This is a genomic window from Tritonibacter mobilis (assembly GCF_001681715.1).
Classification (GTDB): domain Bacteria; phylum Pseudomonadota; class Alphaproteobacteria; order Rhodobacterales; family Rhodobacteraceae; genus Epibacterium; species Epibacterium mobile.
The window spans coordinates 116,395-134,642 of sequence record NZ_LNWY01000006.1; the positions used below are offsets into that span (position 1 = coordinate 116,395).

Below are 18,248 nucleotides of genomic sequence, written 5' to 3' on the forward strand. Positions count from 1 at the left end.
GATGTTGGACCAGCGCCGGTTCCATCACAAGGTACACGGCGCCTATGGGATCAGTGTCGTTCTCAATGTGGGCGAGATTGGGGCCAAAAAACTCCGATTGTTGGGAATGTTAATCATGCCTAACAATTTATTACCATCTGGCGGAGTGACCGGCTGCTCGCCCAGAACGGGCGAGCAGAAACACAACAGAATCAGTTTTCAGACAGTTCAGTTTTTGCAGAGAGCGAGGTGGGGGCCACAGCGCTTTCGACGTAATCGCGATAGATGATGGCGGCGTATTTACCATCCAGCTCATTGACGCGGGCGGCAACGAAACCGCTGACTTCGGTGACCGTACGCCGGTTGCGGCGTTCGCGTTGATCGGTCAGCACTAGGGGCTGGGTTTCACCAAAAGAGGCGACCGCTTCGAGCCGATTGCGAGCGATCCCGCGTGCAACCAGATAGTTGACCGCCGCGCGTGCCCGGCGCAGGCCAAGCCGCTTGTTGTAGGACTGGCTACCGACGGCGTCTGTGTGGCCGTAAACCCGGAAGCGCACTTCTGGAAACTGGCGAATCCAATCAGCCTGCGCATCCAGAACCTGACGTGCATTCCCATCCAAACGGGCGCTGTCAAAATCAAAGTTGATCGTTGTCGGCACTTCGTTTGCAAACCGGGTCGCCAGCTGGATCCGGTAGCTGCGGTCCCCAGAGAGCACCGCCGTATTGTTTTCGTTCGCCGCGCCAAAATACTGCGAGCCGAGAGGCGCACCCGCTTCTTGGTAGGCGCAGGCCCCGGTGATCAGGGCCAATCCGAAAATTGCTGCGTGTTTCAACATCTGCGCCACCGTGTGTCAGGGTCAGTCAAGAAGATAGCCATAAGAGCCGTTGAAGTCTTGGTTGGCAACCTCCCCAGCCGCGCCCGATTGTGCGCGCTCGGTACGTCCAAACAAGAACAGGTTCTTTTCGCTTGGCGGACGAATGCGATCGGTTGGCAGGGCCAGAGCTTCGCCACGAGTCGGCGTTACAAGATGTGCCGAAACGATGATGACCAACTCACTTTGGTTGCGTTCGTAATCCGCGCTGCGAAACAGAGCGCCAAGTACCGGCACATCACCAAGCCAAGGGACTTGTGCAGCACCGTCGCGGAATTCATCCTCGATGAGGCCTGCGATGGCAAAGCTCTCGCCGTCACGCAATTCCACCGTTGTCGCAGTTTCACGGCGGGAGAAGGCGTTTATCGAGAAGCCATCAAACGTGGCTGCGTTTGTAGTATCTATAGCCGATACAGCTGCTTTTAGCTCGAGATTAATCAAATCTCCGTCCACAACACGCGGAATAAAGTTCAGCTCGATACCAAAGGGTTTGAATTCAACGGTTACAACGCCTTCTTCCTGAGCAACGGGAACTGGATATTCCCCGCCCGCGAGGAAGCTGGCTTCTTGTCCGGAGAGTGCAGACAGATTGGGTTCAGCCAATGTGCGCACAAGACCTTTTTGTTCGAGTGCTTCGAGCAGGACGTTGAATTGTACCGCGCCAATGTCGAAACCAAAAATGGCAGCTCCCAAGGTATCAGCTTTGAGGTTAACAGGGCTATCGGTTCCAAACACACCCCCGCCTTCTGGCCTGTTGAGGAATGTTCCGGTGGAAACATTGCCATCCGAAGATCCGATCAGCATGGAACCACCAAGCGACTTGCTCACAGAGCGTTCCATCTCGGCAAAGCGGACTTTCAGCATCACCTGCTGGATACCGCCTACAGTCATAAGGTTGCTAACACGATCCGGCGCATAGCGTTCTGCCAGATCAAGCGCCCGCTGGAGACGCTGCGCACTTGATACCGTGCCTGACAGAACAATGCCGTCATTGGCCGTGCGAACCTCAATCTTCTCGTTCGGAAGAATTTGCTGCAAGCGCTGTTTGAATTCACTCACATCTGCCGCGACGCGTACATCGACGTTGGTGATCAGCCCGCCAGATCCATCCAGCAGCGTGAGCGTGGTCATGCCCGGAGACTTGCCCAGCACATAGATTGTACGATCCGACAGGGAAGAGATATCCGCAATGCCTGGATTGGCGATGCTGAGTTCCGCAAAGGGCACATCCGCCTCAACCACCACAGCACGATTCATCGGCACATCAAGAACGGCGTTTGTACCCTTCTTCAACACGCTGATCCCCTGCGCCATGACTGGAGAGGGGGCATAAGATAATAAAAGGGTCAGCCCAGTAAGGGCCGCCGCACAATAACGTCTAACTGACATGTGACCTGCCTTTCCGATCACGCCTCTGAAGTGGGGTCTTAGCGCCCCGAATTTGCGCCTAATGTGCGCGAGTTCTTGTTTCATTGCAAGAATCAATGACTTCGATGTGTTTATTAACAAATTGAGTGAGGGTGAGCGGACACAACGCAACAGGCCCGCAAGATCGTTTCGATCTGCGGGCCCGCTATAAATATATGTTCCCATTCGGGAATTTTAATCTGTGCAGGGGATCGGAATTTCGATCACTTCCGCGCCGCGTCGGTTGCGGATGGTACAAACCCTGTTCTCTTTTACAGGTTCCGGCGCTTCGACATCTCCCAGTCCAAACAACGACCGTTGATCAACTTCGACCAAAGAGGCGATGGTGTCATCCTGTGCGCCAACCAATGCAAGCGACAAACGGCCTGTGGATTGAGCCTGAGCGAGCCGTGCCACTTCTTCGGGCTGAGCTTTCACGGTAACCGTGCGTGCGATGATGGCATTGCTGAAATCGCCGCCCGACATCTGATCAACCGCGATCAATTCGATATTGCTTTGGATCAGGCGGGTGACTTCACCGCTACGCTCTTGGCCGCTGCGCGCAGGCGGCTGGCCGCTCCAATAAACATCCACCCGATCACCGGGTCGCAGGAACCCGGATACACCGCTGGCAACGTCAACACGAATGGCGAAGGCGCGCATGCCCTTCTCCAGTCGGGAGGTGATCCCAGCATCTTCACCCGGAGCGGTTATCTTCACAGCCAAGAGGGGCTCGTTCTTTTCCATCGTACGCAGCACGTAGCGTGCATCTTTGGGGCTATCCGATGGAAACAAGTCGCTCTCTTCGCTGAATATCCCCTCGGGAAGGGCGTTCTCCGGCCATGCAACTGCGCGCACGTTCTCCTTGGTGAGCTCTTCGCCATAGGTCAGCGTTTTATTGGCTACAAATACATTGACGGTCGGAACTGCAGCTTCGCGGTTCGACCGTTCGTGTGCCAACGCATTCTGGTAGGCTTCGATGTAGTTCTTTGCCATCATGACGGCGCCGCCGGCCAAGGCGACACCCACGACGAGCACAAGTCCGAATACGGCTCTCATGTTGGTCCCTTTCAGTGATGCTCAGGGCGTAAATGCACCGAGGGCGGGAGGTGATTAGGTACTGTACGGTTCTCTAACGCGATGTCTGGTTTCAGTAAAAACTGAGACGGCCAATTGGGCATAGTGCATTGCAGGTCGAGAAACATATTTCGTTCAGTTTCCGTTCAAGGTCTCACTCTGGCGATCACTGTGTGAATGTCCTGCGCCAAGTTGCTGAGGGCTGTGGAGACCTCGCCATTCATAAGCGTCGCAGCCAGTACACAGAGTGCGGCGATCATAGCCGCGAGAACGACCCAATCGACCGTGACAGCTCCGTCTTCGCTGTCTCTGAATGTTTTCAGTGTCTTCATGGGTGTACTCCATCAAAAGTACCTTGAGGTGGGTTCTGGGCCATTCAAGCGATCGGCCCAGAACACTATTCTTAGGGAGCTTATCCCGTTCGCAAACTGGTGCGATTAACCTTAGTAGCTGGTGGAGCCGTTGTCGGTCAGGAATGTGCCGGTGTTACCGGTCGCTGTTTCGATGCTGCCGGAGATCTGGCTGTAAACCAGAGTGCCGAGTACGGCGACAGCAGCGGTCAGCACAACCCAGTCAACAGTCACGGCGCCGGATTCGTCATTGCGGAAGTTTTTGAAGAATTTGATCATGGTTCGTCCCTCCTGAGGATCGGTAAATGTTGGCATCCAGCGGGGCGTTTCGTTCATCTGCTCTCTCACCTTCAGATGATGTCCCGCTTTGGATGAGCCTGTTATCCCGAGTGAGGGTGGCAGGAATTGGGCCGAAACCCGGAAATTCGCCGTTAAGATTAAAAAAAGGTTAGCAAGATGGGTAAGGTTATATTCTTAAATGATATTTTAGGTATCTTTTGCGCGTTGACCCTGCGCAAACGCGTCAATTGGGGTGCAAATGTGGCGAAATGGGCCAAATCTGCACCGTTGGTCTGGATTTTCGGGGCCTGATCGCAGAAGATTTTCGCAGATAACAGGTAGTGAGCGGGCAGAATGAGAGTGAAACGGGGGCTGGCGATGTTCTGCGGTCTCGTGATCGCGGTTGCGGGACATGCGCAAGAGAGCCCTGCGCCTTTTGCGGATTTTGAGGCCAAGCGTGTGCGACCGCCCACCCCCGGCACGCATAAGCGCATTACCGTGCAGATTGACCCGCAAGCCTCCCCCTCGTCCCAAGGTACTTCTGATGTCGAAGCCGCCGAGGATGGTTCGATTGAGGTGCCCAAGCCGCCCGCGCGGTATGAGTGGTTCTGGGAAGAGGTTGGCTCTGATCTGGCCGGTGCATCCCCCGGGCGTCTTCAGGACGGGCTGGCAGTACTCGAAACCCGCAGCGATATATCGACGCCGCGCCTGCAGGATTTGCAGAACATGATTGCGGCCTACGGTGTTCAGATGTTGACCTCAACCATCGGCACGGAGGTTTCGCCTGCGCTGGTACTGGCCGTTATGGCAGTGGAGTCCGGCGGCAAGCCTGATGCAATCAGCCGGGTCGGAGCGCAGGGCCTGATGCAGTTGATGCCCGATACTGCAACGCAATACGGTGTTGTCGACGCATTTGACCCTCAGCAGAACATTGCCGGGGGCGTGAAGTTCCTGAATCAGTTAGCGAGCGACTTTTCAGGCGATCCGATATTGGTGCTGGCAGGATACAATGCAGGCGCAGGCGCTGTACGCGAGCATGGCGGGGTGCCTCCGTTTGCTGAGACACGGGACTATGTGCCGAAGGTGCTGGCTGCGTATCGCATTGCGAGGAATCTTTGTACGACACCACCGATCATGATCTCTGACGGCTGCGTGTTCGAAGCAATGAAATAGGGCAACGGCATAGTTATCAATCCCAATTTGCGAGTTGCGCAATGCGGTCACTTGGGTGACCGGATCGGATCGCGTCGCGATCCGACCGGGGCGGTGGCGCGGAGGGCATTTGCCCTCCGCGCCACCGCCCACCTCCTCGAAGAGGGAGGTGAAGAATTTAGTTGACGATTGTTGCCGCAGTTGCGGCACGCAGTTCGTCTTCGGTGACACCTTCGGCCACCTCCACGATCTTCAATCCACCTTCTACAACATCCAAAACGCCGAGGTTGGTGATGATGCGGTCCACCACACCTTTGCCTGTCAGGGGCAGGGTGCACTCTTTCAAAAGTTTGGATTCGCCGTGTTTGTTGGCATGGTCCATAACCACGATCACGCGTCCTACACCGGCCACCAGATCCATTGCACCGCCCATGCCTTTGATGAGCTTGCCGGGGATCATCCAGTTCGCCAGATCACCGTTTTCCGCGACTTCCATAGCGCCAAGGATCGCGGCAGCGATCTTGCCACCGCGGATCATGCCAAAGGAGGTCGCACTGTCGAAATAGGCCGTACGGCGCAGTTCCGTGATGGTCTGCTTGCCAGCGTTGATGAGGTCCGGGTCTTCTTCGCCCTCAAAGGGGAAGGGGCCCATGCCCAGCATGCCGTTCTCCGATTGGAGCGTGATGTCCTTGTCGCCCACATAGTTGGCCACCAGCGTCGGGATGCCGATGCCGAGGTTCACATACATGCCGTCTTCGAGTTCCTGTGCCGCGCGTGCGGCCATTTGGTTGCGGTCCCAAGCCATGGATCAAGCCTCCTCACGCGGGCGGGTGGTCACTTTTTCTATGCGCTTTTCATGCTCGCCTTGAATTAGGCGGTGCACGTAAACGCCGGGCAGGTGGATGTGATCGGGGTCCAGGCTGCCAGTGGGCACGATCTCTTCTACCTCGACCACGCAGACCTTGCCACACATGGCCGCAGGCGGGTTGAAGTTGCGGGCAGTCTTGCGGAACACGAGGTTGCCGGTCTCGTCGGCTTTCCAAGCCTTCACAATCGACAGATCCGCAAAGATACCACGCTCAAGGATGTATTCCTCGCCGTCGAATACTTTTACCTCTTTGCCCTCGGCAATCTGAGTGCCGACACCGGTCTTTGTATAAAAACCGGGGATACCGCAGCCGCCAGCGCGCATGCGCTCCGCGAGGGTGCCTTGCGGATTGAATTCCAGCTCCAACTCGCCAGACAGGTACTGACGCATGAATTCCGCGTTCTCGCCCACGTAGGACGACATCATCTTCTTGACCTGTTTGGTCTGCAGCAGGATGCCAATGCCAAAGTCATCGACGCCCGCATTGTTGGACGCAAAGGTCAGATCCTTGGTGCCCGCCTGTTTGATCGCCTCAAGCAGCAATTCGGGAATGCCGCAGAGGCCAAAGCCGCCGGCCGCGATGGTCATGCCGTCAAACAGCACCCCGTCCAGGGCCTCGGCGGCAGAGCCGTATACCTTCTTCATGGAACTCTCCCTTCCATTTCCTCTGGGTCAAGCTAATCACCCCAGTCGCAATGTCGAGTCAACGAATACGGAACGTTCTGCGTATTTCTACCGATCGTGCAAAGGGGCCGGGTGGCCCCGCGCCTCCGGCGGGAGGTATTTGGGAAAAGGTGAATGGATCAGCCGGGGAGCGCTTCTGCACTGTATTGCGCGGCGAATTCGGGGCTGGGAGCGATGGGGGTTATGATATCAATCAGAACGCCATTGGGATCTTTGACGATGAAATGACGCTGGCCAAAGTCCTCGTCGCAGAGCGGTTTCACCACCTCTAGGCCGCGGCCCGTCAGGCGGGTGTACTCCGCGCGAGCATCCTCGACCTCGAAATTCAGTAACAGATGGCTGGTCAGGCCCCGCCCGGTTTCGGGGATTGTCTCATGCCCGCCGTCGAGAATGGCGAGGTTCACGCTTGGATCGGCATCGCATTGCAGGTGGACATACCAGTCCGACGTAAAGGCGGGCGAGAAGCCAAAGTGCTGTTGGTAGAATTGCGCCGTGGCCTCGACGTTCCGCGTCTGGATAACCGGGTAGAATTGAGTGGGTTTCATCTGTCTCTCTCCGTGAATAACATACAGGCAGTATGTTTTTGATAAACAAACAGGCTGCATGTATGCAAGAGAAAAGTAAATCCACCCCGAATGCAGAACGCCGCGCGCAGATGCGGGCGCGATTGATGACGGCGGCGCGCACGCTTTTTGTGGAAAAAGGCTATGCCGAGGCCAGCACACCAGAAATCGTGCGCGCGGCCGGGGCAACGCGCGGCGCGCTCTACCACCACTTTGAGGACAAGCAAGCCCTGTTCCGGGCGGTGGTGGAAGCTGAGGCAGAGGCCGTCAGCACCGCCATAGACGCCGCCGCGAAGCAGGCGGATGAAACGCAGGCATTGGCTGCGGGAAGCCGCGCGTTCTTTGCCGCGATGCAAAACGAAGGGCGTGCACAGCTGTTGCTGATCGATGGCCCGGCAGTGCTGGGCGCGATGGAGATGGACAGGATTGATGCTGGGGGTGGCAGGGCGGCGTTGCGAGCAGGGCTTGCTGCGGCACAGCCCTCACTGTCCGAGCCGGAGCTGGAGGCTCGTGCGCTGGTTCTGTCAGCGGCGTTTGACCGGGCCGCTCTTGCGATCGCACAGGGGCAGGGGCGCGCGGACATCTTTGAGGACGCGATGTCCGCGCTCTTGCGCACTGCTCTGATGTAGAACGCCAAACGCCGCGCGTTAGCGCGGCGCTCGGCCCAACGGGAGGGCCTGCATATCCATGCAGGTGCGACGGGCGGGAGCGCCCCCGCCTCGCTGTTACTCGCCTGACGCTTTGGCCGCTTTCTTTTTTGCGGGCGCTTTCTTCTTCGCAGCGGTTGTCTTGGTCGCCGCTTTTTTCGCCGGGGCTTTCTTCTTGCCGGATTTGGCAGCCTTCTCGTTCAAAAGCTCGACCGCCATGTCCATGGTCACATCCTTGGCCTCGGTGTCCTTGGGTAACGTGGCGTTCACCTTGCCCCATTTGACATAGGGCCCGTAGCGCCCATCCATGATGTTCACCGGCGCTTTGTCATCCGGGTGCTCGCCCAGCTCGCGCAGCGGTTTAGCCGCGGCAGATCGGCCCCGACCCGGATTGGCGCGTTTTTCCGCCAGCAGTTCCACCGCGCGGTTCATACCGATTTCAAAGACGTCGAGCGTTTCCTTGAGGTTCACATAGACGGGTTTTTCCTCGTCCGGGCGCTGATGCATGATGTAGGGGCCAAACCGACCGAGGTTCGAGGACACGACTCCCCCGTCCGGATGTGCGCCGATTTCGCGCGGCAGCGTCAACAAGGTCACCGCCTGCTCTAGCGTGATATCGTTGGGCCCCCAGCCCGGCAGGTAGTCCTTACCCTGTTTCGGCAGCGACGAACGTGGCGGCTTCTTGTTTTCAGGCGTCGCCTCGCCACGCTGCACATAAGGTCCGAACCGACCGGATTTCAGGTGGATCTCATCACCGTCGTCCTCGCCCAGAATGCGCTCGTAGCCTTCGGCGCCTTCACCAGAGATCGGGCGAGTGTAGTTGCACTCGGGGTAGTTGCCACAACCGACAAAGCCGCCGGTGCGCGAGGTTTTCAGGTGTAGCTGCCCCGCGCCGCATTTCGGGCAGAGGCGCGGATCGCCGCCATCTTCGCGCGGCGGATAGAGCTGGGGGGCAAGCGCCTCGTCCAGGATGTCCAGCACTTCGGAAATACGCAGATCGGATGTCTCGGCAATCGCCGCCGAGAAATCGCGCCAGAAGCTATCCAGAAGTTCCTTGTAGTCCTTGCCGCCTGCACTCACATCATCGAGCTGGTTTTCCAGCGCCGCGGTGAAGTCATACTCCACGTAGCGCTTAAAGAAGTTCAGCAAAAAGATGGTCACGATCCGCCCCTTGTCCTCGGGGAACAGGCGGTTCTTGTCCTTGCGGACATATTCGCGGTCCTGGATCGTGGTGATGACGCTGGCATAGGTCGAAGGGCGGCCAATGCCCAGTTCTTCCATACGTTTGACCAACGTGGCCTCGGTATAGCGCGGCGGGGGCTGTGTGTGGTGTTGCAGCGCCAATGTTGCGCCATCCTGCGACAGGACAGAACCGTCTTTGCCTGCTTTTTCAGCCTGCGCTGCAAGAGAGCCTGCGAATTTCAGCGCCTCGCCCTGCATGATCTGCGGCAGGCGCTTGTCGTCCTCGTCCACCACATCGTCGCGGCCTTCTTCGTAGACGCGCATGAAACCGTCAAACAGCACCACCTGACCGGTGGCACGCAGCACTACCTGCTTGTCGTCAGAGCCGATATCGACCGTGGTGCGCTCCAACCGGGCACCGGCCATCTGGCAGGCCAATGTGCGCTTCCAGATCAGATCATAAAGCTTGCGCTGATCGTCCTCGCTCACCTTCAAGCTCGCGGCGTCGCGGCTCATCTCGGTGGGGCGGATACATTCGTGCGCTTCTTGGGCGTTCTTGGCTTTGTTTTTATAGATGCGCGGCTCGCCCGGTACATAGTCCTTGCCGTAGCGTTTTGCGATTTCGTCACGCGCGGCAGTCACGGCCTCTGGGGCCATGTCGATACCGTCGGTCCGCATATAGGTGATCAGACCGGCCTCATAGAGGCGCTGCGCCGCGTTCATGCACTGCTTTGCACCCATGCCGAATTTACGGCTCGCTTCCTGTTGCAGGGTCGATGTCATGAACGGCGCAGACGGATTGCGCGCAGCGGGTTTGGCCTCGACCGACAGCACCGACATCTTGCGGCTGGAGACAGCCTGCACCGCAAGTTCGGCTGCAGTGGAATTAGCGAGGCTGAATTTATCGAGCTTCTCGCCGCCCAGAACTGTCAGGCGCGCCTCAAAAGACTGACCGCGCGGGGTGGTGAGATTTGCACGCACCGACCAGTATTCCTGCGGGTTAAACGCCTCAATCTCCATCTCACGTTCGACGATCAGGCGCAGGCAGACCGACTGCACGCGCCCGGCAGACCGTGCGCCGGGCAGTTTGCGCCACAGTACGGGTGACAGGTTGAAACCCACCAGATAGTCCAGCGCCCGGCGGGCCAGATAGGCCTCCACCAGCGGCATATCCACATCGCGGGGATTTTTCATCGCCTCAGCGACGGCATCCTTGGTGATCGCGTTGAAGGTCACGCGTTTGACATCGGTGTCTTTCTTGATCGACCGGCGCTTTGTCAGCGCCTCTTGCAGGTGCCAGCTGATCGCCTCGCCTTCGCGATCGGGGTCAGTCGCGAGGATCAGTGCGTTGTCATTTTTGAGGGCCTCGGCAATGGCGCGCACATGTTTCTTAGAGTCGTTGCCGACCTCCCAAGTCATGGCAAAATCATCATCCGGTTCGACCGATCCGTTCTTGGCGGGCAGATCGCGCACATGTCCGTAGGATGCCAAAACCGTGTAGTCGGAGCCCAGATACTTGTTGATCGTTTTGGCTTTGGCCGGGGATTCGACGACGACGACTGGCATAAAATTGGGCACCTTTCCATACGGGTTCAATCGGCTCTATGGCCGGGCAAAATGTGTCGCGCAAGGGGAGAATGTCAATCCACGCGAAGAAAACAGCCCGTGTAGCAATGGCTGATGATGATGTGTTGCAGGGGCGGATTCAGCGTTTTTTGATGATCACGCCGCCCGGCCCACGACCAATTTCGCCAGAGAGTTCAAGGTCGGTCAGCACGGTACGTATCTTTCGCGCGGGGGTATCGAGGTCATCGATCAGCTGTCCTTCGGGAGTGGGGGCGACGGCAAGGCGGTCTAGGATTTGTTGGTGTAGCGCGGCGGTCTGACGCAGGCTGCGTCGCTCTGGTGGCGGCGACGGGAGGTCATTGATGTGGGGACGCCGAACGGCGCGTTCCATCTGCATCGGCGGCAATGCGTCAATGATATCACGGGCATCGCGCACCAAGGTTGCACCGTCTCGGATCAGGAGATTGCCACCACTGGCGCGCCCATCGCAGGGGTGGCCGGGTACGGCCATCACATCACGCCCCAGATCCAAAGCGTCTCTGGCGGTGATCAGGCTTCCGGATTTTATCGCGGCCTCTACCACGATTGTCGCAAGGCCTAGCCCTGCGATGATACGATTGCGAGGTGGGAAATGTCGGGCCTGCGGTTGCAGCCCCATCGGCTGTTCTGAAAGACGCAGGCCTTGCTCCGCGAGTGCTGTGGCAAGGCGTGCATTTTCACTTGGGTATATAATGTCTACGCCGCCGCCCTGAACCGCAATCGTTCCACTGCCAAGTGCTCCCTCATGGGCGCTGGCATCAATGCCTCGGGCAAGGCCGGATACAACGAGGTAGCCCGCTTCTCCGAGATCCCGCGCCAGCCCATAGGCCATGCGCCGCCCCAGTGAAGAGGCGTTACGCGCACCAACAATCGAAATCGCGGGCCGTGCCAGAAGCGACAGATCGCCAATCGCCCATAGTGCCGGGGGAGGGTTGGGGATGTTGGCAAGCAGGCTGGGATAATTGGCATCTCCAAAGCACAAAAGCCGCGCGTTGGCGGCTTTTGCGTTCTCAAACTCGGCGTCCAATGCATCTTTTGAGTATGTTTTATACCCTTTGACGCCTGAAGTCGCTGCCACTTCAGGCAGCTTTTCAAGCACATTCTGTGCTGAACCATACTCGGCCAAAAGCCGGTAGAAGGTCACGGTCCCGATGCCTCGGGAGCGCAACAGGCGAAGCCAGGAATACCTTTGATCTTCCGTGGTGGGTGGGAGTGGGGGGTGAGTGGAAGAATATGCTTCTCCGGTCATGCCCTCGCCTCGCCTTGTTGCAATATTAGGATTAAGGCCTGAGAGGTTAACAGGTGGTGAACATCGCGACAGTTTATCGAGATTTTTCGATACTTTTGGCTATGCCATTGAAAACAAAGGGCCGTGACATATCGCACGATGATGTGTGACCGCGATTTGCCATAAGGCTTATGGTAAACACAGGCCGGTTTTCGGACTCAAACGGGCCCAAAAACCGTGATTTGTTAAAGAGCCGTGAGCGCAGGGGCTTCCCTTGCGTCACCTAGGGGGCTGAAAAGAAAAGACGACTCGCCCAGATCGGGTGAGTCGTCTTATGCGTGTGCTGTTTTTGAGGGCAGGCGGTCAGGTTGCCGACCCCCCAACCGTCAAGCCGCCCATCAAGACACTGGGCTGCCCCACGCCGACGGGCACCCATTGGCCCTGTTTGCCGCAGTTGCCCATGCCGGGATCAAGCGCCATGTCGTTGCCAAGACCTCGGATCTTCTGCAAGGCAGTTGCCCCATCGCCGATCAAAGTGGCCCCCTTGACCGGTGCTCCGACCTTGCCGTCTTTGACGCGGTAGGCCTCTGTGCAGGAGAACACAAACTTGCCATTGGTGATATCCACCTGACCACCGCCAAATCCCACGGCCCAAATCCCGTCCTTGATGTCCTTGACCAGATCTTCAGGCGCGGCATCACCGCCGAGCATATATGTATTGGTCATGCGCGGCATCGGGGCGTGAGCATAGCTCTGGCGACGTCCGTTGCCCGTTGGCTCAACTCCCATGAGGCGCGCGTTCTGGCGATCCTGCATGTAGCCCACGAGGATGCCATCCTCGATCAATGTGGTTTTCTGGCTTGGCGTGCCTTCATCGTCGACCGTGATAGAGCCGCGCCGGTCCGGAATGGTGCCATCGTCCAACACTGTGACACCGGGCGCTGCGATGCGTTGGCCCATGAGACCGGCAAAAGCGGACGATCCCTTGCGATTAAAATCACCTTCAAGCCCATGACCGATGGCCTCATGAAGCAGAATTCCTGGCCAGCCCGGGCCAAGCACCACATCCATTTCCCCGGCAGGGGCAGGCTCGGCCTCTAGGTTGACTAAGGCGATACGCAGGGCTTCGCGGGCTCTGGCCTGCCAGTCCTGCGGTTCGATCAGCCCGTCGAGTCCAACACGCCCGCCGCCACCGGCGGTGCCGCTTTCACGCCGACCGGCATCTTCCACAATTACCGAGACATTCACGCGCGTCATCGGGCGCACGTCGCGCACGCGGGTGCCATCAGAGCGCAGAATTTCGATTTCCTGCAGGGACGCGGCAAGCGTTGCCGATACCTGAACCACGCGCGAATCCAGTTCACGGGCAAAGCTGTCGATCTCGCGCAGCGTCTCCACTTTGACCGGGAATGCTTGTGCTGCGATTGGGTCGAGATCGCCATATAGCTTTTGATTGGTCGCCTGCGGGGCAGGGGCCATGGTGCCGCCACCGTCCCCCACGGCAAGCCTTGCGGTTTCAGCTGCGCGCTGCAATGCAGATAAGGACATGGTGGTCGAATGAGCGTAACCGGCCACCTCACCACGTACGGCGCGCAGGCCAAATCCTTCTGCTGCATCGTAACTGGCGGTGCGCAGACGGCCATCATCAAACACCAGCGCTTCGGATTTTGTACGCTCGGCAAAGATCTCGCCATCGTCGGCGCCAGCCAGTGCTTGGCGCAACAACGGCAGAGCCTCATCCTCGGGGAGAGTGGTTTCAAACGGGGAAAAAGCGGTTGTATCCATCAAATCGGCCTCGATTTTTTTGATCTAAGTCAAGAAAGAGACGCTATGACGCGCGCTACCCTCTTTATAACCTCCCGAGAATATGATTTTTAACGGCAACAAAGACAACGGGCGCGGTAGAGTTTTTAGAAACGATTCCGCGACCCCAATCCATGCAACGATCAAGCGATCAGGAAACGACATGAAGAATGCTTTGACGCTTTCGGGCTTTATCGCCGCCCTTTCTAGCCTTCCAGCCATGGCGCAAGAAGGTCTGGAAACCATTGGTAAGCCGACTGACGGTAACCTCGGTTTTCAGCCGGCGGCGTCCGAACTTGCAGAAGGCATTCACCAGCTGGATCACATGATTCTCATCATCATCACCGCGATCTGTGTGTTCGTGGGTGGTCTGCTGCTCTACGCAATCTTGCGGTTTAACCGTCGTGCCAACCCAAACGCGGCGAGCTTCACCCACAACACCCCGATTGAAATTGCATGGACCGTGGTTCCGATCCTGGTGCTGATCGTCATCGGTTCCTTCAGCTTGCCTGAATTGTTCCGCCAGCAGGAAATCCCAGAAGGTGACGTGACCATCAAGGTCACAGGTTACCAGTGGTACTGGGGCTATGAATATGTCGATCACGAGTTCGCGTTTGACAGCTATCTGATTGGTCACCCGGCGACGCTGGACGAAAGCGCACGCCCAGCGGATGCAGATGTGACTCCCTTCGTTTACAACGACGCGATGAAGCTGAAACTGGAAGAAGCGGGTTATGCGGGCGATGAATTCCTGCTGGCAACCAACACCGCAGTGGTTGTTCCTGTGAATAAAACCATCGTAATGCAGATCACCGCTGCAGACGTGATTCACTCCTGGGCGCTGCCTGCATTTGGTGTGAAACAAGATGGCGTGCCCGGTCGTCTGGCAGAGCTGTGGTTCAAGCCCACCAAAGAAGGCATCTACTTCGGTCAGTGTTCCGAGCTTTGCGGCAAAGACCACGCCTATATGCCGATCACTGTCAAAGTCGTGAGCGAAGAAGCCTATGAAGAATGGCTGAACGGTGCCATTGAGGAATACGCAGGGCTGCCACAGTCCTACGATGTTGCCTCCAACTGATCACGTTCATCCGGTAGATACGCTGCACCCGATCAGGTGCTAAGGCGGCGTATCTTTGGCCTAGACAAAGAACGACCACGCCCAACTGCGTGGTCGTCACTGACCTGAGAAGAGCCTGAAACATGACTGACGCCAGCATTAACGCAAGCATGACCCGCGAAGAGGACGCCTCCTTTGGCGATTACTTTGCGCTGCTGAAGCCTCGGGTGATGTCGCTGGTGGTGTTTACCGCGTTCGTTGGCCTGATGGCAGCACCGATGGGGGTACACCCCGTTGTTGGGTTCGCGGCTATCTTGTTCATTGCGATCGGTGGCGGTGCCTCAGGCGCGCTCAACATGTGGTGGGATGCCGACATCGATCAGGTGATGAAACGCACCAAATCGCGTCCCATCCCTGCGGGCAAGGTCGATAAAGGCGAAGCGCTGAGCCTCGGGCTCGCGCTGTCTGGTATGTCTGTGATCATGCTGGCGCTGGCGACCAACGTGTTTGCAGGTGCGTTTCTCGCCTTTACCATCTTCTTTTACGTGGTGGTTTACACCATGTGGCTCAAACGTGCGACGCCTCAGAATATCGTGATCGGCGGTGCGGCAGGAGCCTTTCCGCCGGTGATTGGCTGGATTGCTGCAACCGGCAGCATGTCGATCGAGCCCTGGCTGATGTTTGCGTTGACCTTCCTTTGGACGCCGCCGCATTTTTGGGCCTTGGCCCTCTTTATGCGTAATGACTACGATATGGCGGATGTGCCGATGCTGACCGTGACCCACGGACGCCGCTCCACCCGCAAGCATATCCTTGTCTATACGGTAATTCTCGCGATCTTTGCGCTCGCCACGGCTTTTACCGGCGTAGGTGGACCGATCTATCTGGCGGTCGCACTGGTTCTTAATGCGCTGTTCCTGAAGGGCGCTGTGCAAATCTGGCGCCGTGATGAAGACATCTGTGAGATGGATAACTTCAAGGTTGAGCGCACTTTCTTCAAACTGTCGCTGCTCTACTTGTTCCTCCACTTTGGCGCGATCCTGATGGAGGCGCTGTTGAAACCCTATGGACTGGGAGGCTGGTAATATGAGCCTGCGCAAAGAACACGAAATCCACAGCCGCCGCAGAGGCCGCAACGTGGGTGTTGGCCTGCTGCTTGCGGGATTCGTCGTGCTGGTACTGGCGTTGACCATGGTCAAGGTGACCTCGGCAGGCTTCACCTTCCCAGAATTTGAAGGCACGGAGTAACCCCATGGCAATGAGCGGTCCTAAAAAAACAGTGATCCAACTCGTTGGTGTGGTCGCACTGATGGGTGGTCTGGCGTGGGCCTCGGTGCCGTTTTACGACTGGTTTTGTCGTGTCACGGGATTTGGCGGCGTCACCCAGGTGGCCGAAGCTGGCTCCGATCAGGTGCTGAACAAGACGATCAAAGTACGGTTTGACGCCTCAAAAGACCGAGGCATGCCATGGGAATTCAAACCCGTAGAGCGCATCATGGAGTTGAAGATCGGCGAGACCGGTCTTGCATTCTACGAAGCTTACAACCCTACGGATCGTCCGGTTGCCGGGCAGGCGTCGTATAACGTCGCGCCGTATTCAGCTGGTTACTACTTTGAAAAAATTCAGTGTTTCTGCTTTAACGAGCAGGTGCTGCAACCGGGGGAGCGGGTTATGATGCCCGTGACCTTCTTCGTGGACCCCGAGATCGTCGAGGACCCGGAGGCAAAATATGTGCATACGATCACCTTGTCGTATACATTTCATGAGATCGATCTGCCCGAAGGCTATGCTGCCCTCGACACCGGGGATACATCCGGGGCAGAGACGGAACTGAACTAAGGCCGCTTTGGTGAGGGACACTTAAATGGCGCATGCTAAAAATCACGACTTCCACATTCTGCCGCCTTCAATTTGGCCGCTGCTGAGCTCCGTTGGCGCCTTCGTCATGTTGTTTGGCGCTGTCCTTTGGATGCACGACGTCACCGCGTGGCTGTTCTGGGCCGGCCTCGTTGCGGTGCTCTATTCTGCCTTTTGCTGGTGGTCTGAGACCGTCGCTGAGAACAAGGCGGGAGATCACACACCAGTTGTTCTGATCGGCCTGCGCTACGGGTTCATTCTCTTCGTTATGTCCGAAGTCATGTTCTTCTTCGCGTGGTTCTGGTCCTTCTTTAAACACGCCATGTATCCGATGGAGCGGTATGTCGGCAGCGAATATGTCGCGCCTGATATCTACCCGGTCGATGCCTTCCATTTGCCGCTGATCAACACATTGGTGCTGCTGTTGTCTGGTTGTGCCGTGACATGGGCGCACCACGCGCTTGTGCATGAAAACGATCGCAAAGGTCTGATCAACGGTCTCGCCATCGGTATCGCGCTTGGTATCTTCTTCACCGCATTGCAGGGCTACGAGTATGTACACCTGCTGCACAAGGGGTGGGAGTTCGGCGGTGACGAATTCTATTCCAACTTCTTCATGGCGACCGGCTTTCACGGTTTCCACGTTATTTTGGGTACCATCTTCCTCATCGTTTGCCTGATCCGCGCAATGAAGGGTGACTTCACCCCGAAATCCCACGCTGGTTTCGAGATGGCGGCCTGGTACTGGCACTTTGTTGACGTTGTCTGGCTGTTCCTCTTCGTGGCCGTCTACATCTGGGGCACCGCCGGTCTGGCGCACTGATCACAATGTAGTGGGTACATGATTGCGGTTTTCCTTTCGGCAATCAGCACGTATCTAACGGGGCGCGCGGGGATCACCTCGCGCGCCTCTTGCATATCTCAGGGGTGAAAATGGCAATCGGGTCAGGAGGGGTCGTTTGATGCGGCGCGTGATCTTTCTCGCAGTGGTCGGGGGCTTGGGCCTCTTGGCGCTCGTGTCGCTGGGCATCTGGCAGATGCAACGGCTGACATGGAAAGAGAACATCCTTTCCACCATTGAGACACGCATCACCGCCGCGCCGGTGCCCTTGCCGGACGCCCCTACGATCGAGGCGGACCGGTATCGCGCCGTGACGATCTCCGGTGAGATTGAGCCCGAAGAGCTGCATGTCTTCTGGGTCACCGAAGCGCAGGGGGCGGGCTACCGCGTGATCTCCCCCTTCGTGACCGACACCGGACGCCGTATCCTTGTGGATCGCGGCTACATCCGGGCCAAGGATAAGGATGATACGCGCCCCACTGGGGCCGCGGTCCTCACAGGGAACCTGCTCTGGCCGGATGAAGGTGACTGGACCACCCCGCCGCCAGAAGAGGATACCAATATCCTCTATGCCCGTGACATCGCGTATATGTCTGATCGTCTGAACACCGAACCGTTGTTGGTCGTGGTGCGTGCGGGGGCCGAAAACCCCACGCCGCTGCCGGTCTCCACCGAAGGCATCCCGAACAACCACCTGCAATATGTCATCACATGGTTCTCGCTCGCCCTGATCTGGGCGGCCATGACCGCCGCCTTTCTCTTGCGTACGCGCGCCAAAACCTGACAGGAACTGACG

The 18,248-nt window shown here is 57.6% G+C and carries 19 protein-coding genes; 8 read left to right on the forward strand and 11 right to left on the reverse strand.

The genetic code is table 11. The features are described 5' to 3' along the window. Positions 1-191 precede the first annotated feature (191 nt). The 5 genes from UB90_RS07475 to UB90_RS07495 form a co-directional block, all read right to left on the reverse strand. On the reverse strand, positions 192-815 hold the full coding sequence (locus UB90_RS07475) for an OmpA family protein (protein ID WP_065324302.1): 624 nt from the start codon (positions 813-815) through the stop codon (positions 192-194). 21 nt (positions 816-836) lie between these two features. Further along, entirely contained in the window at positions 837-2,240 is a 1,404-nt protein-coding gene (locus tag UB90_RS07480; RefSeq protein WP_039983106.1) for a type II and III secretion system protein family protein, read from the reverse strand. A gap of 213 nt (positions 2,241-2,453) precedes the next feature. Then, positions 2,454-3,317 carry a Flp pilus assembly protein CpaB gene (cpaB, locus tag UB90_RS07485; protein WP_039983104.1) on the reverse strand — a complete coding sequence of 288 codons (864 nt, stop codon included), beginning with the start codon at positions 3,315-3,317 and terminating at the stop codon, positions 2,454-2,456. 164 nt (positions 3,318-3,481) lie between these two features. Further along, the gene (locus tag UB90_RS07490) at positions 3,482-3,667 is read right to left on the reverse strand and encodes a Flp family type IVb pilin (RefSeq protein ID WP_005607458.1); all 186 of its coding nucleotides are present in this window, start codon (positions 3,665-3,667) and stop codon (positions 3,482-3,484) included. A gap of 111 nt (positions 3,668-3,778) precedes the next feature. Further along, positions 3,779-3,964 carry a Flp family type IVb pilin gene (locus tag UB90_RS07495; protein WP_065324498.1) on the reverse strand — a complete coding sequence of 62 codons (186 nt, stop codon included), beginning with the start codon at positions 3,962-3,964 and terminating at the stop codon, positions 3,779-3,781. A 354-nt stretch (positions 3,965-4,318) separates the two neighbouring features. On the opposite strand from UB90_RS07495, the gene UB90_RS07500 reads away from it, so the two are divergent. Beyond that, entirely contained in the window at positions 4,319-5,137 is an 819-nt protein-coding gene (locus UB90_RS07500; protein WP_065324303.1) for a lytic transglycosylase domain-containing protein, read from the forward strand. Positions 5,138-5,294: 157 nt separating this feature from the next. Here the strand turns inward: UB90_RS07500 and UB90_RS07505 are convergent, their stop codons facing one another. The 3 genes from UB90_RS07505 to UB90_RS07515 form a co-directional block, all read right to left on the reverse strand. Beyond that, on the reverse strand, positions 5,295-5,921 hold the full coding sequence (locus UB90_RS07505) for a 3-oxoacid CoA-transferase subunit B (protein WP_005639216.1): 627 nt from the start codon (positions 5,919-5,921) through the stop codon (positions 5,295-5,297). 3 nt (positions 5,922-5,924) lie between these two features. After that, on the reverse strand, positions 5,925-6,629 hold the full coding sequence (locus tag UB90_RS07510; protein ID WP_005639212.1) for a CoA transferase subunit A: 705 nt from the start codon (positions 6,627-6,629) through the stop codon (positions 5,925-5,927). 158 nt (positions 6,630-6,787) lie between these two features. Then, positions 6,788-7,213 carry a VOC family protein gene (locus UB90_RS07515; protein WP_065324304.1) on the reverse strand — a complete coding sequence of 142 codons (426 nt, stop codon included), beginning with the start codon at positions 7,211-7,213 and terminating at the stop codon, positions 6,788-6,790. Between the two features lie 62 nt (positions 7,214-7,275). Between UB90_RS07515 and UB90_RS07520 the strand changes: the two genes are divergently transcribed. After that, entirely contained in the window at positions 7,276-7,860 is a 585-nt protein-coding gene (locus tag UB90_RS07520) for a TetR/AcrR family transcriptional regulator (RefSeq protein WP_065324499.1), read from the forward strand. A gap of 96 nt (positions 7,861-7,956) precedes the next feature. Here the strand turns inward: UB90_RS07520 and topA are convergent, their stop codons facing one another. From topA to tldD, 3 genes are all read right to left on the reverse strand, one after another. After that, positions 7,957-10,626, reverse strand: coding sequence for a type I DNA topoisomerase (gene topA, locus UB90_RS07525; RefSeq protein ID WP_065324305.1), 2,670 nt, complete (start codon positions 10,624-10,626; stop codon positions 7,957-7,959). Between the two features lie 139 nt (positions 10,627-10,765). Continuing rightward, positions 10,766-11,914, reverse strand: coding sequence for a DNA-processing protein DprA (dprA, locus tag UB90_RS07530; RefSeq protein ID WP_065324306.1), 1,149 nt, complete (start codon positions 11,912-11,914; stop codon positions 10,766-10,768). Between the two features lie 342 nt (positions 11,915-12,256). Then, a complete protein-coding gene (tldD, locus tag UB90_RS07535; protein ID WP_065324307.1) occupies positions 12,257-13,678 on the reverse strand; it encodes a metalloprotease TldD in 1,422 nt (473 codons plus the stop codon). 181 nt (positions 13,679-13,859) lie between these two features. On the opposite strand from tldD, the gene coxB reads away from it, so the two are divergent. From coxB to UB90_RS07565, 6 genes are all read left to right on the forward strand, one after another. Further along, entirely contained in the window at positions 13,860-14,774 is a 915-nt protein-coding gene (gene coxB, locus UB90_RS07540) for a cytochrome c oxidase subunit II (protein ID WP_039983100.1), read from the forward strand. Between the two features lie 122 nt (positions 14,775-14,896). Then, a complete protein-coding gene (cyoE, locus tag UB90_RS07545; RefSeq protein WP_065324308.1) occupies positions 14,897-15,838 on the forward strand; it encodes a heme o synthase in 942 nt (313 codons plus the stop codon). 1 nt (position 15,839) lies between these two features. Further along, a complete protein-coding gene (locus tag UB90_RS07550; protein ID WP_005619797.1) occupies positions 15,840-16,001 on the forward strand; it encodes a hypothetical protein in 162 nt (53 codons plus the stop codon). Between the two features lie 4 nt (positions 16,002-16,005). Next, positions 16,006-16,593: a cytochrome c oxidase assembly protein gene (locus UB90_RS07555; RefSeq protein WP_009178039.1), complete on the forward strand. Its 588-nt coding sequence runs from the start codon at positions 16,006-16,008 to the stop codon at positions 16,591-16,593. A 25-nt stretch (positions 16,594-16,618) separates the two neighbouring features. Beyond that, positions 16,619-17,434 carry a cytochrome c oxidase subunit 3 gene (locus tag UB90_RS07560; protein WP_065324309.1) on the forward strand — a complete coding sequence of 272 codons (816 nt, stop codon included), beginning with the start codon at positions 16,619-16,621 and terminating at the stop codon, positions 17,432-17,434. A 139-nt stretch (positions 17,435-17,573) separates the two neighbouring features. Next, positions 17,574-18,236, forward strand: a complete 663-nt coding sequence (locus tag UB90_RS07565) for an SURF1 family protein (RefSeq protein ID WP_065331923.1) — start codon at positions 17,574-17,576, stop codon at positions 18,234-18,236. The last annotated feature ends 12 nt before the right edge of the window (positions 18,237-18,248 follow it).

Excerpts from the sequence above, each read along its gene's own strand:
- UB90_RS07475 (WP_065324302.1), bottom strand. The coding sequence starts at position 815 with ATGTTGAAACACGCAGCAATTTTCGGATTGGCCCTGATCACCGGGGCC.
- UB90_RS07480 (WP_039983106.1), bottom strand. The coding sequence starts at position 2,240 with ATGTCAGTTAGACGTTATTGTGCGGCGGCCCTTACTGGGCTGACCCTT.
- cpaB (WP_039983104.1), bottom strand. The coding sequence starts at position 3,317 with ATGAGAGCCGTATTCGGACTTGTGCTCGTCGTGGGTGTCGCCTTGGCC.
- UB90_RS07490 (WP_005607458.1), bottom strand. The coding sequence starts at position 3,667 with ATGAAGACACTGAAAACATTCAGAGACAGCGAAGACGGAGCTGTCACG.
- UB90_RS07495 (WP_065324498.1), bottom strand. The coding sequence starts at position 3,964 with ATGATCAAATTCTTCAAAAACTTCCGCAATGACGAATCCGGCGCCGTG.
- UB90_RS07500 (WP_065324303.1), top strand. The coding sequence starts at position 4,319 with ATGAGAGTGAAACGGGGGCTGGCGATGTTCTGCGGTCTCGTGATCGCG.
- UB90_RS07505 (WP_005639216.1), bottom strand. The coding sequence starts at position 5,921 with ATGGCTTGGGACCGCAACCAAATGGCCGCACGCGCGGCACAGGAACTC.
- UB90_RS07510 (WP_005639212.1), bottom strand. The coding sequence starts at position 6,629 with ATGAAGAAGGTATACGGCTCTGCCGCCGAGGCCCTGGACGGGGTGCTG.
- UB90_RS07515 (WP_065324304.1), bottom strand. The coding sequence starts at position 7,213 with ATGAAACCCACTCAATTCTACCCGGTTATCCAGACGCGGAACGTCGAG.
- UB90_RS07520 (WP_065324499.1), top strand. The coding sequence starts at position 7,276 with ATGCAAGAGAAAAGTAAATCCACCCCGAATGCAGAACGCCGCGCGCAG.
- topA (WP_065324305.1), bottom strand. The coding sequence starts at position 10,626 with ATGCCAGTCGTCGTCGTCGAATCCCCGGCCAAAGCCAAAACGATCAAC.
- dprA (WP_065324306.1), bottom strand. The coding sequence starts at position 11,914 with ATGACCGGAGAAGCATATTCTTCCACTCACCCCCCACTCCCACCCACC.
- tldD (WP_065324307.1), bottom strand. The coding sequence starts at position 13,678 with ATGGATACAACCGCTTTTTCCCCGTTTGAAACCACTCTCCCCGAGGAT.
- coxB (WP_039983100.1), top strand. The coding sequence starts at position 13,860 with ATGAAGAATGCTTTGACGCTTTCGGGCTTTATCGCCGCCCTTTCTAGC.
- cyoE (WP_065324308.1), top strand. The coding sequence starts at position 14,897 with ATGACTGACGCCAGCATTAACGCAAGCATGACCCGCGAAGAGGACGCC.
- UB90_RS07550 (WP_005619797.1), top strand. The coding sequence starts at position 15,840 with ATGAGCCTGCGCAAAGAACACGAAATCCACAGCCGCCGCAGAGGCCGC.
- UB90_RS07555 (WP_009178039.1), top strand. The coding sequence starts at position 16,006 with ATGGCAATGAGCGGTCCTAAAAAAACAGTGATCCAACTCGTTGGTGTG.
- UB90_RS07560 (WP_065324309.1), top strand. The coding sequence starts at position 16,619 with ATGGCGCATGCTAAAAATCACGACTTCCACATTCTGCCGCCTTCAATT.
- UB90_RS07565 (WP_065331923.1), top strand. The coding sequence starts at position 17,574 with ATGCGGCGCGTGATCTTTCTCGCAGTGGTCGGGGGCTTGGGCCTCTTG.